The organism is Acidiplasma sp. (assembly GCF_038728925.1).
Taxonomy (GTDB): domain Archaea; phylum Thermoplasmatota; class Thermoplasmata; order Thermoplasmatales; family Thermoplasmataceae; genus Acidiplasma; species Acidiplasma aeolicum.
Genome location: NZ_JAVYSZ010000007.1, coordinates 32098 through 48375, shown reverse-complemented (window position 1 = coordinate 48375; position 16278 = coordinate 32098). Strand labels below are relative to the sequence as shown.

General features: G+C 34.8%; 12 protein-coding genes and 5 tRNA genes. 6 read left to right on the top strand and 11 right to left on the bottom strand.

The features are described 5' to 3' along the window. From QXW15_RS04170 to QXW15_RS04160, 3 genes are all read left to right on the top strand, one after another. Positions 1-1299: a sodium:proton antiporter gene (locus tag QXW15_RS04170; RefSeq protein WP_048101619.1), complete on the top strand. Its 1299-nt coding sequence runs from the start codon at positions 1-3 to the stop codon at positions 1297-1299. Between the two features lie 31 nt (positions 1300-1330). Further along, positions 1331-1402 (top strand) — tRNA-Ala (locus tag QXW15_RS04165). Between the two features lie 198 nt (positions 1403-1600). Continuing rightward, complete coding sequence (locus QXW15_RS04160) at positions 1601-1969, top strand: hypothetical protein (RefSeq protein ID WP_048101578.1); 369 nt, start codon at positions 1601-1603, stop codon at positions 1967-1969. Between the two features lie 264 nt (positions 1970-2233). On the opposite strand, the gene QXW15_RS04155 is transcribed toward QXW15_RS04160, so the two are convergent. The 9 genes from QXW15_RS04155 to QXW15_RS04115 all read right to left on the bottom strand — a co-directional run bounded on the left by QXW15_RS04155 (position 2234) and on the right by QXW15_RS04115 (position 11335). After that, positions 2234-2307 (bottom strand) — tRNA-Ile (locus QXW15_RS04155). Positions 2308-2351: 44 nt separating this feature from the next. Continuing rightward, a tRNA-Asn gene (locus QXW15_RS04150) sits at positions 2352-2424 on the bottom strand. 60 nt (positions 2425-2484) lie between these two features. Next, a complete protein-coding gene (locus QXW15_RS04145) occupies positions 2485-2880 on the bottom strand; it encodes a hypothetical protein (protein ID WP_054964311.1) in 396 nt (131 codons plus the stop codon). 53 nt (positions 2881-2933) lie between these two features. Then, the gene (locus QXW15_RS04140) at positions 2934-4883 is read right to left on the bottom strand and encodes a M13 family metallopeptidase (RefSeq protein ID WP_342790013.1); all 1950 of its coding nucleotides are present in this window, start codon (positions 4881-4883) and stop codon (positions 2934-2936) included. A gap of 41 nt (positions 4884-4924) precedes the next feature. Continuing rightward, a complete protein-coding gene (locus tag QXW15_RS04135) occupies positions 4925-6793 on the bottom strand; it encodes a helicase C-terminal domain-containing protein (protein ID WP_048101575.1) in 1869 nt (622 codons plus the stop codon). A gap of 35 nt (positions 6794-6828) precedes the next feature. Next, the gene (locus tag QXW15_RS04130; RefSeq protein ID WP_342790012.1) at positions 6829-8745 is read right to left on the bottom strand and encodes a beta-CASP ribonuclease aCPSF1; all 1917 of its coding nucleotides are present in this window, start codon (positions 8743-8745) and stop codon (positions 6829-6831) included. Between the two features lie 28 nt (positions 8746-8773). Beyond that, positions 8774-9406 carry an archaeal proteasome endopeptidase complex subunit beta gene (psmB, locus tag QXW15_RS04125; protein WP_048101829.1) on the bottom strand — a complete coding sequence of 211 codons (633 nt, stop codon included), beginning with the start codon at positions 9404-9406 and terminating at the stop codon, positions 8774-8776. A gap of 111 nt (positions 9407-9517) precedes the next feature. Continuing rightward, positions 9518-11122 (bottom strand): cation:proton antiporter, encoded by a 1605-nt coding sequence (locus QXW15_RS04120; protein ID WP_054964308.1) that lies wholly within the window; start codon positions 11120-11122, stop codon positions 9518-9520. Between the two features lie 117 nt (positions 11123-11239). After that, a tRNA-Tyr gene (locus QXW15_RS04115) sits at positions 11240-11335 on the bottom strand. Between the two features lie 240 nt (positions 11336-11575). Between QXW15_RS04115 and QXW15_RS04110 the strand changes: the two genes are divergently transcribed. Then, positions 11576-13345, top strand: a complete 1770-nt coding sequence (locus QXW15_RS04110; protein WP_055040754.1) for an ATP-dependent DNA ligase — start codon at positions 11576-11578, stop codon at positions 13343-13345. On the opposite strand, the gene QXW15_RS04105 is transcribed toward QXW15_RS04110, so the two are convergent. Together QXW15_RS04105 and QXW15_RS04100 are read right to left on the bottom strand one after the other, a co-directional pair. Continuing rightward, complete coding sequence (locus tag QXW15_RS04105; protein WP_048101571.1) at positions 13342-13809, bottom strand: single-stranded DNA-binding protein; 468 nt, start codon at positions 13807-13809, stop codon at positions 13342-13344. The genes QXW15_RS04110 and QXW15_RS04105 overlap by 4 nt on opposite strands. 46 nt (positions 13810-13855) lie before the next feature. After that, positions 13856-14476: an FMN-binding negative transcriptional regulator gene (locus QXW15_RS04100; RefSeq protein ID WP_054964306.1), complete on the bottom strand. Its 621-nt coding sequence runs from the start codon at positions 14474-14476 to the stop codon at positions 13856-13858. 93 nt (positions 14477-14569) lie between these two features. On the opposite strand from QXW15_RS04100, the gene QXW15_RS04095 reads away from it, so the two are divergent. Together QXW15_RS04095 and gltA are read left to right on the top strand one after the other, a co-directional pair. Continuing rightward, a tRNA-Arg gene (locus tag QXW15_RS04095) sits at positions 14570-14643 on the top strand. Positions 14644-15143: 500 nt separating this feature from the next. After that, positions 15144-16277 carry a citrate synthase gene (gene gltA / locus QXW15_RS04090; protein WP_048101568.1) on the top strand — a complete coding sequence of 378 codons (1134 nt, stop codon included), beginning with the start codon at positions 15144-15146 and terminating at the stop codon, positions 16275-16277. Position 16278 lies beyond the last annotated feature (1 nt).

Here is a 16278-nt window from a genome sequence, read left to right as displayed (position 1 = left end):
ATGTTTATATCGACAATTACATATGAATACTACGAGATAAGTTTTATTTTAATAATAGCAGCGTTTTCCATACCAATATCGAGGAAGGCATCAACTGTATACATACCGGTTCTCATTGTATTTGGCCTGATTTTTGGGCCGGTTCTCGGATTAATATCACATGGCTTTGCCATCTATTTATTATCATCATTTGGAACTGTTGGAATCGGCCTGCTTGGTCTTGTAATTATCCTTTATTATGAATCACATAATATAAATCCAAGAATTTTAAGGAGATACCTTTATAAAATTGCCTCCCTAGATACTATAGGTATGGTTATTACTGCAGTGGGTGCTGGGATATTCTTCTCAATTTTAACAGGTGCACCTTTTATAATCGGATTTTTATTTGGTGCAATCATTTCCCCAACAGACCCCGCATCACTGATACCGACCTTCAAAAAAATAAAAATTAGGGATGATGTATCTGGAACTTTAATAGGAGAAAGCCTTTTTAATGATCCGCTTGGCATAATACTTTTAACAATAGGGATCGCCCTTACAGCACCAAGCGTATCATATTCCATGCTTTTTACATTTCTTTATAATCATACAGGAATTATATTTGGCTCAATCTCATTTCTTATGCTGGAAATAGCCGTACCATCCGCCATAGGAATAGGACTTGGATTTATTATAATATACTTAAACAGGTATTTTAATTTTGAAAACCTGCTGGTTGCACTTACACTGGGTATTGTCCTATTTGAATTTACATCACTCCAGGCAATAAGCATAACACCATTTCCAGCCATAATAGCAACAGGTGCAATAGTTGGTAACTATTCCGATAAAAGCATATTCTGGAATCGTGAGACAAGCTTTAATGAAAATTTATCATTTATGGCACAGTCAGTTATTTTTATCCTCCTTGGAAGTATTCTGACACGTGTGCAGCTTATTAATTATATATTCTTTGGGTTTATAATATCCTTACTTGTTATATTCGTTATCAGGCCACTTGCGGTGTTTGCATCCCTAAGCATTTTTGATTTTAGCAAGAATATAATAAAATTTGATACCAGAAGCAAAATATTTATGTCACTGGTAGGACCGCGGGGGGTTGTTCCTGTTGTGCTTTCAACCGTACCATTTGTCATAGGCTCACAGGACCATATAAAAATATTGATACAGTACGGTGCAATTATATATGCATCAGTCTCATTTGTTGTTTTAATATCAATAATACTCCAGACCATCTATGTCCCATATATTGGAAGGATTCTATTTGGTGATGATAAGGGTGATGAGGTATCATAAAATTTATACGCCATTCTGTAATAACCATGTAGGGCCGATAGATCAGCGGTAGATCGCTTCCTTGGCATGGAAGAGGGCAGGGGTTCAAATCCCCTTCGGTCCATTATATAAAAATTAAAAATTCCAAAATAAATTTTAAAAATCAAAACAAACAGGAAACTAAAATTTTAAAACAATTAATACGTGATAAATATACTGCTGAAACATTTCTAAATAATTAATTATAAAAATACCTGAATTAATTAAATTTATACATAATTTGTAAAAAGTTTTTAAATAATATGATTTATTTAAAAAAAGTATGAACACAAAAACAATTGATGTATTAAGATGGCTTGCAATACTGGGCTCATCCATATGGGCAGGAATTCACATGACACTGCTTGGTATAAAATTACCATACATAGTAAAGGTATTTTTTGGATTTGTAATTGCAATATCCATAGTATCCGCAATGATATACGTTAGTGATAAAAAGAGTTTTTATCTTCCTGTTTTTATTTTTTATATTCTTGATACAGCCTTATTGCTTGAATCAAGAATAACCATTGCTCCGGTATTTGGAAAAAGATTACCATGGACTGCATCTGCCCTGGACAGTATAATTTTGGATGTTATACTGATTATATTATCCGGCATCATATATTTTATTGGAAGAAAATCCAATTAATCCCTTATTTTTATTGTACTATGGCCTAAAACTTTAACTTATATAATCAAAACCTTAATTATATTTTTAAGTTTAGGTTAATTAAACATTATACAGGTGCAAACATTTTGGTCACAGGTCGTTAAGGTCTACCCAGAGGTATACCCATTTATCAAATTCGGAGGCGGCAAAGGATATGAAATCAAAGCTTAAGGAGCTTTTTCAGGCAAAAATAGGTTTAAATAAAAAGGCTCAAAAAATACATGAACCTGCACATATACTTAATGGGGCTGGCCGGGTTTGAACCGACGACCACCTGGTTATGAGCCAGGCGCTCTACCTAGCTGAGCTACAACCCCTTCCAAGCATTATTACTTTTTCACTTTTAAATCTTTTTAATGAGCGCCGTCAGTCGGGTTTGAACCGACGACCGCTCGGTTAACAGCCGAGTGCTCTACCTACTGAGCTATGGCGGCACTGTTATTAGTAATTACATTCTTATTTTTAAGATTTTCCGTTTTTAAATATTAATAAAATTAAAATTCAAATCTTAATTTACCATCCTCATTTATATTAACTCCATTTATTTTATTTATAACTAATTTGATTCTGTATTTATCCTCCATTATGGAATGTTTTTCAAATAATTTAGCCGCATCATTTGTAAAAAACAATCCATCATTTGGGCCGCATCCTGAGGGTTTTAGATACATCCTCATTTTTATATTGGAGAGTTCTTTAAGATCCTCTGTATTTAAATAATCCTTAATGGCATATACAGAAATTATCTCAACATCCATTTCTGAATCATTTTTAATGCCAAGTTTTGATGATAGATATAATGATCTGATGGGTATATAAAATCTTGATGCATCATCATAGGCAGGTCTTAAAAATTTTTCAGACTTGATAATCGAATCCACTTCTATCATTGTATGCATAATTTCATAATTATAAATAAAAATAATCATATTGAAAATAAAATTTACCAGATTATTATTTTTTCATGTTTTCTATTTTCTTTATTGTATCCATTAAAAACCATTTCAAAATCTGGATGATTCCATACCGGTATCTCCCCCCTAAATCTGGCCGGGGCATGTGGATCTATTGTAATAAGCCTTTTTATCTCATTTTCCCTTATCTTCCCGCGCCATACCTGTGACCACGCAATGAAAAATCTCTGCTCAGGTGTAAATCCATCTATATTTTTCCTTAATTCAGGATGTTTTCCCAGATGTTTTTTCAATGCTGCATAGGCTATTGTTACGCCGCCTATATCCGCAATATTCTCCCCAAGCGTGAGCCTGCCATTAACCTTTAGTCCGGGAAGTATTTCCAGTGAACCATAAAGTTCTGCAATTTTATTTGCAATATTATTAAAGGCATCCTCATCCTCCCTTGTCCACCAGTCTGTTAAATTTCCATTTTCATCAAAATGACGCCCCTCATCATCATAACCATGCGTTATTTCATGTGCTATTATGCCGCCTATGCCACCATAATTCACCGGGTCATCCATATCAGGATCAAAAAATGGTGGCTGAAGAATTCCAGCAGGAAACACAATTTCATTTGCAAGCGGGTTAAAATATGCATTTACTGTGGGGGGCGTCATCTCCCACTCGGTATGGTCAACAGCCTTTCCTGATCTATTAATCTGCCTGTTTATTTCAAAAATTTCTGATCTGAATACATTTCCAAAATAATCATCCGGTCTGATTAAAAGACCCTTATAATCCCTGAATTTTTCTGGATAACCTATTTTTGTTGTAAACCTTGAGAATTTATTAAGCGCCCTTGATTTTGTTTCATCACCCATCCATTTTACATTTTTTAATCTCTCACTAAATGCATCCTTTATGTCATTAACCATTATTTCCATTTTTTTCCTTGCATTCTCACCAAAATATTTTTCTACATAAAGTTTACCAAGGGCCTCACCAATGGATGCATCAATAACCTTCACAGCAATCTTCCACCTATCCTCCTGCTTTTCCTGCCCCAAAAGAATCTGCTTATAGAATCTAAAATTTTCATCCCGTACCTCCCTGTGCAGGAACGGTGCAGACTGATTCAGAACGTTCCATATCATGTAATGCCTTATTTTTTTTATGTCAAAATTTTCAATTATTTGCGATACACGCTCAAAGAATTCGGGCTGGCCTATTATAACATAGTCTGATGGCATATTTATGAACCTGAGAAAGCGCAAAAGATTTAACCCGGTAAATTTATTTTTTAAATCTTCTAATTCCATTTTATTGTAGTTTTTTTCAGGATCTCTTAGCTCCTCCCTGGGCCTGCTGGCCCCTGCAAGCTCCATTTCAATTACAAGCACATCATTTACCGCCATTTCAGGATTTTCAAGCCCATAATAGCCAAAAATATTTTTTACATATTTTTTGTATTCATTCAGAATTCCTTTAAAATTAGAATTAAGGTAATACTCACGATCAGGAAGTGATAATCCTGACTGTCCCATGTAAAATCCATATATATTACTATTTTTTGCATCTGGTTCTGTTCCAATAGCAAAAAATAAGGAAAAACCCTGCATTAAAAGGTTTGCCATAAGATCAGGAATTTTGCTCCTGTCATTAAGTTCCTGTATTTCACTGATTATTTTTTCAACAGGCTGGAATTTTATTTTATCTATTAGGTCAGTATTCATTGCAGATTTATAGAAATCACCAACAATTTTTTCCTCATAATTTGGGTCTTTTTTTGTAGATGCCTCCTCACATATTTTTCCAAGCAATTTTTGATTCCTATCATACAGAATAGAAAATGCCTCATACCTTACCTTGTCTGGGGGTATTTCATACCTTTCAAGCCATTTCCCGTTGGCAAATGTATAAAAATCCTTAAAAGGATCAATGCTTTTATCCATGTATTCCACAGAAAATTTTAATTCCTTTTCCAGATCATCCATTATTTCTAATATCAGTATTTTATTTAAAAATTTTGAGCATATTAATTATTTAATAAATTATCCCTCCAGTATTTTGAATCAAAGCGGTCATCGCACAGATATATATTTGCCACATCATCTGGAGATCTCGTTGACCGTCCAGCTGCCTGTTTTATTTTTATAAGTGCATACTCATAATAAAGTATGCTGTATATATTTTCACCGCTGAGTGTTTTTTCAAGATATTTTATCTTATTTTTCCTGTAATCATCAAGTGGCATCAATGGCAGGCCTGCTATAATAACATCACTTATCAGGCTTCTGTTATTCTTTGTTATCTGTATGCCCTCAAGAAGCCTGCCGCCATGAACTGAAAAAATAATTAATTTATCAGATAGAGCCTTTTTAATTATTAATGAGTATGTTAATTTTTTATTTTCAAAGACAGAAAAAGGCCTTAATTCATCAGGTAGGTAATCTGCAATTCCAGGAATTCTCTTATCATGGTCTCCATAAAGTATTTTATATGATGGTACAGCAACAAGAACAGAATTTATTGAGTTACTGTATGTTTTTATGATAAATTCCATATATTTTTTTAAAATATCTGACCAGATCTCAGTATTATCCCGGTATCTGCCAAGTGTTGAAAAACCCTTTACGATACTATATTTTTTAACACCACCAGTATTGTAAAATATATCATTTACCCTTATATACAGCATATTCTCAAAATTCCAGATCTTTGAAATATGGTCAGCGGATGGCATGGTTCCGGACATGAATAACACGGGCTTATTTTTCAAAAATTTAAGATATTCTGATGTATTATAGTACATAATCCTCAGTCTTTTATATGGATCGCCCCTCTCTGGATAAAATTTTTGTGAGTATATATCACCATTTTCAAGCCTCTGTGCATCATAAAGAAAGTTATAAACAGTCTCCAGGTAATTCCTCCTTCTTTCCTTTATGGGTCTGTTATCATTAATTGCCTGAAATTTTTCAGAAAAAATTTGGATATAATTAATATCACCGAGCCTTGATTTCACATCATCTGAAAACCTGAAAAGTTTTAAATCATCACCCGATTTTGTGCCCTCAATATCCTTTTCAAGTTTCTCCAGGAGCAGATTTGCGCCTATTCTTTCATGGCATTTATATTCCTCAAGGGGAAAGGTATCCACAAGTTCATTAATCGAACCATTCACTGTTTTTTCTGATATTGATCTTCCAAAGTTTTCAATGACCGAATCTATGTTGTGTGCCTCATCGAAAATAATATAGTAATCGTTTATATCCATGGATTCCTCACCCTCTGTCCCATGAAATATATTAAATCTGATTGATGGATTTAAAAGGTAATTGTATGTCATTGCCACAACAGTTGCATTTTTCATTGAGGACCTTACAGAATAATACGGGCAGTATGCGGTTATATTGCCATTGCCAGTCTGGATTAGATTTCCCTTTGAATCCCTTTTAATTAAATTATTATTTATGTCATTACGGATGTTTTCAATGGATAATGATATTATTTTGTTATAATAATCATCCGGTGGCATTTTAATATGCATATCAATATCCATAATTTTATCCTTTAAAATACATCCCTTGCAGACGTTTTTTTGTGATTCCTCATCAGAATCATACCATCTCTCCTTTAACGGACAAAGTGTGCTTTTTCCATAAAGGTATATTACCGGTAGGTCAAAATATTTAATATTATCCTCATAAAGCCTGGTGAATTCATTATGTGTCCTTGTTACATAAATGAGCTTTTTGCCTGACATGAATGATAAATATAAAATAAAGCTGGTTTTGCCGGAACCTGTTGGGGCCTCAAGGGCTATAACATTTCTGTCCTCAAGATTTTTTTCAACCGTGCCAAATAAATGGCCCTGCCATTCCCTTGGATGAAAAGGTTCCATGTTATTATTATGATAAAATAGTATTTAACAATTGATTAATATAATCTCGTTGTCTCAAGATTTTTCATGGAAATGGTTTCAACACCAAATTTTGCATGGATTAGACGTGCAAATTCATAGCACTTGTCACCATCCCCATGGTTTACCAGTATTCTCTGCGGTCTTGGCTGCATGGTTCCTATAAAGTTTATTAGCTGTTTTTTTGTTGAATGCCCTGAGAATCCCTCAGCATTTTCCACATTCATCTTTATATCAAATTTGGTTGATTTGCCATTCTCTGAAAGTGTTACTGATGATGCACCATTCTGTATGCGCCTGCCAAGCGTTCCATCGGCCTGGTATCCAACAAATGCGAGCGTGTTATTTTCTGATGAAACAAGTGCCTTAAAATATTCCAGAACCGGGCCACCGTTCATCATGCCCGCTGTTGCCAGTATTACCTTGCTATCTGGATCATCTATTATATCATCACGCTGTTTTTTTGTATCAACGCTATGGAATATTGGGCTTAAAAATGGATTGGCACGCTTTACCATTATCTGTTCCCTTAGCTCCCTGTTGAGATATTCAGGGTATGCGGCATGAATTGCGGTCGCCTCCATAATCATACCATCCAGGTAAACCCTGGTATTTTCAGGTATCAGCTTGTTTCTGTATGCGTCCTCAAGAACAAGCATTACCTCCTGGCTCCTGCCCACAGCAAAAACCGGTATAAGTACAGTGCCATGTTTGTCAAAGGTGCGGTTTACAACATCAACAAGTGTATTGTACGCCTCCACCCTTGTATATGAATAATCATCACGGCCAGCATACGTTGATTCTATCATTAAAGTTTCTGCCCTTGGGAATCTGTTAACTGCAGGATTAAACAACCATGTCTTCTCATATTTTTGATCACCACTTAAAACTATATTATATAAGCCCTCGCCTATGTGAAGATGCACTGCAGCAGATCCAAGTATGTGGCCTGCATTATAAAGTGTTAATCTTATATCCGGCGTTATATCTGCCGTTTCGTTGTATTTCAATGTGATTGTTCTTTTCAATTCCTCCCTTATGTGCTTTGATTCATATGAGATTTTATGCCCCTCTGAATGCGCAACCTTAACATAGTCATTCTGAAGAAGGGCGGCCAGATCCCTGGTTGGTGCAGTTGTGTAAACCGGCCCCTCATAGCCGTATTTGTATAACAGCGGTACAAGACCTGAATGGTCAAGATGTGCATGTGTTAAAACAACAGCATCAAGTGATGTAAATGGTTGTATTTCAGGGACATATAAATATGGTGCCTCCTCCCATGGCTGTTCAGGATCATTAACATTTATCATGCCACAATCAACAAGAACCTTTGAATTGTTTGTTGATATAAGTGTGGCACTTCTGCCAACCTCACGGTGGCCGCCAAGTGCCGTTATCCTTATCCATGTTTCACCCGGCATTAATGGCGTTGTAAGCTTAACCCCAAGATTATGCAAGAATTCCTTTCTTTCCTTTTTTACATCCCTCAGGTATTCCCTGACCTCCTTTACAGTTCTTGAATACATGGGCGGGGCCCTTACTATTCTTGGAGACCAGTTTGTCTGTGATTTTATTTCCTTTATTATATCCGAGTTTGTTACTATTGAGGGCTCGTCAAGCTCTATGACGGCCTCTCCAGTATCCGGCTCAAAATAAAGATCCTGAAACCCTGCATCCTTCGGAATTAATTCCTGTATTTTTTTTGATGCGGAATCCTCGTCAAGCATAATGCTTGGATCAGGCCTTATTGCTATTCTTCTTCTTAGTTCCTGCGCGATCTGCCTTGCAAGGTCATCCCTTTTTGAGAATAATTCCTCATCCTTTGTGTAGACTATTATTGTTGAACCCTCATAGTCTATCTCTGTAATCTTATTTCCGGGATAAAGCCTGTCAAATATATTTTTAGCTTCGCTTAGATAATCACGAAAAGACATTTATAACACCTTAAAATTAATAAAAAATTTATAAAATTAATTTAAGTTTCTTTATCCTGGATAAAATCTCATCCTGGGATAAATAGTAGAAACCCTTTTTAGGATCGACAACACCAACCTGTATCATATTTCCTGATGCTGAATCCCTCTGTTTGGATACACTTATTGATTTTATTACAAGATCAATGGCATCATCAAGCTTTAAATCTGGGGAATATTCAGCCTCAAGAACACCGTAAACATACGGAGAACCAGAGCCGGTGCTTGCGTAAATATCCTCAACCGCACCACCGGCAGCATCTATTGAATATATGTGTGGCTTTTTATCATAACCGCCTATTAAAAGCTGTACCATGTAAGGATAAAACTTACTTTGATTTAACATATTTGAAAGCAATGTGGCCGCAGCGTCCAGTGGCATGTTAATCTTTCTCTGAACCCTGTAGAGCTCCATCTCTGCCCTCATGTATCTAACAAGCACCTGGGCATCTCCAACAAGGCCCGCTATGGTCATCCCTGCATAGGTGTCAATCTGGTAAAGCTTCTGAGCGTTCTTATTTGAAATGAAGGTTCCCATGGTCGCCCTGCTATCGGTACCCAAAATAACGTAATCGCCGGCAGTTATGCCGACTGTTGTTGTTCCAGTTTTCAATACATCCATATTATAATCCCTCTCTGACATAATTAATCCATCCAAGATAATTATTAATTGTAAATAACAAATAGTATATTTAAATTTTCTATGGGATGCAATTGACCATATATTTATATATCATTCGGCCTCCCTGCTTAAAACATCAGATATATGCTTTAATATTTCACGTTCAAGTATGGTCCCTATAAATTTCCCCCTCTCATCAACCACGGCAACTATTGGCGGGTCAGTTTCCCTAAAAATCTTAATAAGATCTGTTGCCGGTGCATTGCACCTGACCTTTATGGCCGGAACAATTCTCCCCTGCGAGACCGTATATGTTCTAAGTTTGTTCTCTCCAAGTGTTACCATGTCACTTAATAAAAGTTCACCAACAACACGGTTATTTGAATTTGTAACTATAACCGCCCTGGAATTAAGGTCCGTGCATATTTTAAATGCAAGGCTTATGGGATTTTTTACATTTACAGAAACTGTTTGAAGTGTCTTGGCAATATCACACGCCTTTAAATTTTTGAATTCTGAATTAACAATTTCCCAGACATATCTTGATTTTTTCACCGGTATAACAGGCGCATTGATGTTAAATAATAATGGCACCATTAATGTTAATAAAGTTATTGCTATCATAATTATTGAATAATCATAGCGGCCAACAAGTGAGAGTGTTAAAGCAACAACAAGAAGGGCCGCATCAACACCGCCGTTAACAGAAGTGCCAAGCGCATTTTTCCATGGCTGCACTTTTATAATTTTTGATGTTACAAATCCTGCAATGGGTTTTATTAAAAGTGCTATTGCAAAGATTAAGAGTCCAAGTATAATGAGGGCAGGTGTAATTTTAACAAAGTACAGACCTAGGCCGATAAAGAATAACGGCTCGAACAGCCCGTATGTTACTGTGGATATCTTCTCTGCTATAATGGGCCTATCATTTATAAAATCCCTTAAAATGATTCCAATAAAGAGGGCGACTATGGCGGAATTAAATCCGTAAAGTTCACCTATAAAGCCAAGTATAAATATAAATCCTATTATTATGGCTATTGTAGTTTCGTGTGCCTTTGAATTTGCATCCATTTTTTCAAGCAATCTTATTAAAATGTATTTGCTAAAAAGTATTATTACAACAATTGAGGCTATCAGTTCAAGTGATGTTAATAGTACATTTATGAATGTTATTGGCTTATTGTGAAAATCTGAAATAAAGGAAAATAATATAACTGCAGAAATTTCTATTGTTACGACCTCCTGAAAAATCTTATTTCCCTCCTCAGTTTTATTTAGCCCTGTGTCACTTAAAAGCCTTGTGAGCGGACCAGCACTGCTCATTCCTGTAACTATCCCTGTTACTATGGCGATTAAAAGGCTGTGAAGTATTAAAAATACAAAATAAGAAATTAACGAAAATGGAATAAAAAATTCAATTACACCTAATATAATATTTTTATAATTCATTAACTTTTTAGTATCAACGTTCTTAAATTCCAGTGCACCACCTGAAAACAAAAGAAAATTTATACCAATGGATATAAATAGGGATATATTGGGCAGTACATTTATGAGTCCAAGCACACCAGGACCTATTATTATTCCAAATACTATAGCCGCCACATATGGAACAAGTTTAAGTCTTTCAAATATCTCCTCACCAAGTTTTGCAAGCAGTAAAAGTGTTCCAAGAAACATTAATGCAAGTACTGAATCTGAAATGCCGTACATTAACCATCCAATGAGGCAATTATATTTAATGTTTATGTTACTTTAAGCATATTTTATTAGCATAATAACCAAAAATGATTTATTATTTAGAAAGCAATCAAATCATTAAGCTATAAGTCCCGGCTTCCGGATTCGAACCAGAGACCTATGGATGTCTGCGATCTGCAGTATTCACTCTACAGTCCATCGCTCTACCAACTGAGCTAAGCCGGGTTATAACATAATATATACAAAGAATATAAATTTTAAGTTTATGCATGTTTTATTCTTTTGATTGATTTAATTATATTTTAATTTTTAAACTGGAAATTATTCAGGCATATGATATTATGCTAATTCTTATTTTTGGTTGCCTTACCAATTTCATTTAATCAAATTCACACATGCATATTGAAAATCAAAACTAATTATAAAAATAAAAAGTTTAATAATAATATTACGAATATATTATTCATGGAATTTTCTGAGGTTACATCAACATTTAGTGAAATGGAAAATACAACAAAAAGGCTTGAACTCACAAGAATACTTGCCAACCTTTTAAAAAAGGCAAATAATGATCTTAAGTTCATTGTGTATCTTGTTCAGGGTAAACTTGCACCGGATTTTGAGGGAATTGAATTTGGCATGTCTGATAAGCTTATAATAAAATCATTATCCTCTGTATCAGGCCTCTCAGATGAGGAGGTAAATAAAATATTTTACAAAACCGGTGATCTGGGTACAACTGCAATGGAAATTAGTAAAAACATATCACAGAAATCATTATTTAATGAGGATTTAACCGTGAATTATGTTTACTCAAAGTTAATGGAAATAGCAAAATTTTCAGGTCATGGTAGCATAAAAACCAAGATGGATTCATATATGGATTTATTAATGAATTCAAAACCTGATGATATAAAATATATAACCAGAATAATTACAGGCAAGCTCAGGCTGGGTGTTGCCGATTCAACCATTCTTGATTCGCTTGTATCCGCATTTAGTGATAAAAAATATGCAGATATAATAGAAAATGCATACAATTTCCATCCGGATATTGGATACATTGCAGAATTGCTTCAGTCCGGAAATATAGACGCAATAAAAAATATGGGGCCAGAACCATTAATACCGTTTAAGGTAATGCTTGCTGAGAGATTAAAATCACTTGCTGATATTAAGGATAAAATGGGTGGAAGGGCAGCATATGAATATAAATATGATGGCCTAAGAACAGAGCTGCACCAGAAGGGCAGTGAGGTAAAGATATTTTCCAGGGGTCTTGAGGAAACAACACAAAATTTCCCTGATATTGTTAAAAATTTTAAGGATTCATTTCATTTTGAGTCCTGTATACTGGATGGAGAATCCGTTCCATATAACCCTGATACAGGAGAATTAATGCCGTTCCAGATTGTCTCACAGAGGCGCGGAAGAAAATATGATTTAACAGAAAAAACATCAGAGATACCAATAGTAATGTTTATTTTTGATATACTTTATTTAAATGGCAAATCGCTTATTAATCTGCCATACCCTGAGAGAAGGAAAATACTTGAGGAAAACGTTAAGGAAAATGAGTATTTTAAACTTGCAACAAGAATCGAAAGTGACGATGAAAATGAAATTATGAAATTCTTTGAGAAAAGTATTGAGGATGGCTGTGAGGGAATAGTCTCAAAGAACATTTCAGAGGATTCGGTTTACCGCGCCGGAGCCAGGGGATGGCTATGGATTAAATTTAAAAGGGATTACCAGCAGGAAATATCAGATTCATTTGACCTTGTTGTTGTCGGTGCCTTTAATGGTCATGGGAGGCGTAAGGGAACCTATGGCGCCTTATTACTTGCATGCTATAATGAAAAGAAGGACTCATTTGAAACATTCACAAAACTTGGATCAGGATTTACAGATGAGATGCTATCTGAACTCCCCGGGATTTTTAAAAGCTTAATAGTGGATAAAAAGCCCGCAAGGCTTGATAGCACCATGATTCCCGATTACTGGATTTATCCATCAAAGGTGGTGGAGGTAAAGGGTGCAGAAATTACAGTAAGTCCTGTTCATACATGTGCATATAATATAATTGAAAAAGGCTCTGGTCTTGCTTTAAGATTTCCGAGGCTAATAAAATTCAGGGATGATAAAAATCCTGAGGATGCCACAACAACTGAGGAAATTATTGAAATGTATAAAATGCAGAAAAAAACTATAAATACAAAAGAAAAGGAGGATTAATCCTCCTCTTCATTATTTCTATCGAACCCGCCTGATCTTCTGTTATTGTTGTATCTCCTGTTGCCTCCATTGTTCCTGTATCTGTTATTATTTCCATAGTTGTTATACTGGTTTTCGTACTCCTTTTCACTCATATCAAGTTCTTCACTGGGTTCTATATCTTCATCACTTTCTGAAAGTGTACCATATTTACCGACATTAAGTCTCATATGGCCCCTTAAAAGTGATATATAGCCGTTATCTATCTTAAGAACCTCACCATCCCTTATGTCTTTGGGCTGGTCGTCCCATAGTGTCAGGGTTATCTTCCCTGTATCGTCGGCTATGACAACCTCAGTCACTGATTTGTCATCACCAAATCTGGTTTTTATCTCTTTTGGCTCTCCTAATACAATCACCTTTCCAACAACGTTAACACGTCTTGAGGAAGGTGTCAAATCCTTAATTTTGGTTACTTCTTCCATACTATTACTTCCTTAATCCTTTCGGATAAAGACTAATATTTAACTCTTATTTAAACATATTCTTTTTATATATGCTTATGTTTTTTTCCATTAAATCTGTCATTTCTTTAAGATTTTCATTTTTTGTCAATGCATTAAGCACACCCATTTGATCCTCTATCGGATGATTCTGTCCAAGTTTAAATGCGCATTCTATTTTATCAGGGATTAAATAAAATCCCTTAATCTGCCTTAGCATTGGAAAGTATGGCTTTTCGCTTAAATTATCTGGAATAGGAGAATCTGGTTCAAAAAACTTTATAAGTTTTTTAATTTTTTCTGTGTTTTCATTAAAATCAGTAAATTTTAATGTACCATGAACATGAACAGTCATGTAATCCCATGTAGGTACCGATTTATATTTATAATAGGCTGGAGATATATAAGCATCAGGTCCCTGAAAAATAGCAAGTCCTCTCATATTGGTGGAATTTTCAATAATCATATTGCCTTCTGCAAGATGTCCCCAGAGTTTAAAATTTTCTTTGTATTCATCAACAAGAAATGGTATATGAACTGCATCAACATCATCTGAAGAAATTACTGCAAGTATTCCAAAACTATGTTTTTTGATGAAATCTATAATAATTTTCCTATCGGTTATTCTGAAATATTCGGGTATATACATAAAATTTAAATTGATCCTTATATATTAAGTTATTCTATATCCAAATATCATAAATTATTATAAAGTTAAAATATGTTTAAGCAATATAATAAAGCCCGTGTGGGGTAATTTGGATATCCTAAAGGCCTGCGGAGCCTTAGATTCGGGTTCAAATCCCGGCGCGGGCGTTTTTATAATTGTTTAAATCACTGTAATGCATGAATATAAACATAATACATAAAAAATCTAAGTATTAAAAATTCAATAGAATCGAAATTCCTGTATTCTTAAATAAAGGAAATGAAAATAAACCACGTGGTTTTTATTTATTTAACAACTTTTATTAGATTCTTATAAATGACTTTCTTAAAACTTAAGGCGATTAGGCATGTTGACCATGAAATTATCAAACCGATTGCAACGCCCCTAAAATATATATTGCCAGTAATAATTGAAATAAAAAGAAATATGATACTTAAAATAAAAAACAGTATTATAAGGGAGGTCAGGAGATGCTTTTCCAGAATATTTAGTCTCCATTCTGATAATCCCTGAATTTTTTTGGCCATAAAATTTTATTCATATTGAATATAAAAATATTTGTTTTCCCAATATTTCCCTTCTTTAAGTTTTATTAATATGCACATAGAAATCTTAAGGCTTTTATATTAGTGATATATAAGATAGTATGAGTGAAGCTATAAGTCCAGGTCTTGAAAACGTTAATATAAAATATACTGAATTAACTTATATAGACGGTATTAATGGAATAATGAGATACCGTGGCTATGATGTAAATGAACTTGCAGCCAGATCATCATTTGAGGAGGTTTCATATTTAATGCTCTTTGGAAAACTGCCAAATTATGATCAGCTCAATGAATTTAAAAATCATGTGCTTTCAAATATGGTGCTTCCCGATTATGTTTTAAGCACAATGAAAAGCCTGCCAAAGAAATCAGATGCACTGGCAATAATGCAAACGGCCTTTTCTGCGCTTTCATCGAATGAAAACAATTACCAGTGGAATAAGGAAAATGATAAAAAAACGTCAATGGCAATTCTTGGCCAGGCATTATCAATTGTGGCAAATACATATAGAATTAAGGAGGGCCTTGATACAGTTACACCTGAGGCCCATGGCAGCTATGCAGAATCATTTTTAAATGCCTGTTTTGGTGAATCTGATAAAGAAAAGGTAAGGGCCATGGATGCTGCACTAATTCTTTATATGGATCATGAGATTCCAGCATCAACCACGGCAGCCCTTGTTACTGCATCAACTTTATCTGATATGTATTCATCAATAACCTCGGCAATAACCGCATTAAGGGGCCCACTGCATGGAGGTGCAGCAGAATCTGCCTTTAAGCAATTTCTTGAGATTAAAACACCAGATAATGTTGATTCATGGTTTCAAAAAAATATCATAGAACCAAGGAAAAGGCTTGTTGGTTTTGGTCACAGGGTTTACAGGACATTTGATCCAAGATTGAAAACATTTAAGGAATATGCCAGATCACTTGCCAGAACACAGGAACAGAAAAATTTGCTCGAAATAGCTACAAAACTTGAAAATCTTGGGGTTAAAAATTTCGGTGGAAAGGGAATATATACAAATACAGATTTTTATTCTGGCCTAGTTTTTAATGAACTTGGGTTTCCATTATATATGTTTACATCACTTTTCGGCCTTTCAAGGATATCGGGAATACTGGCACACATAATAGAATATGTGGAAACTCAGGAAAGACTGATAAGACCAAGGGCAATTTATAATGGTCCGGGAAGTATGGAATACATAGAAATAGAAAAAAGATAAT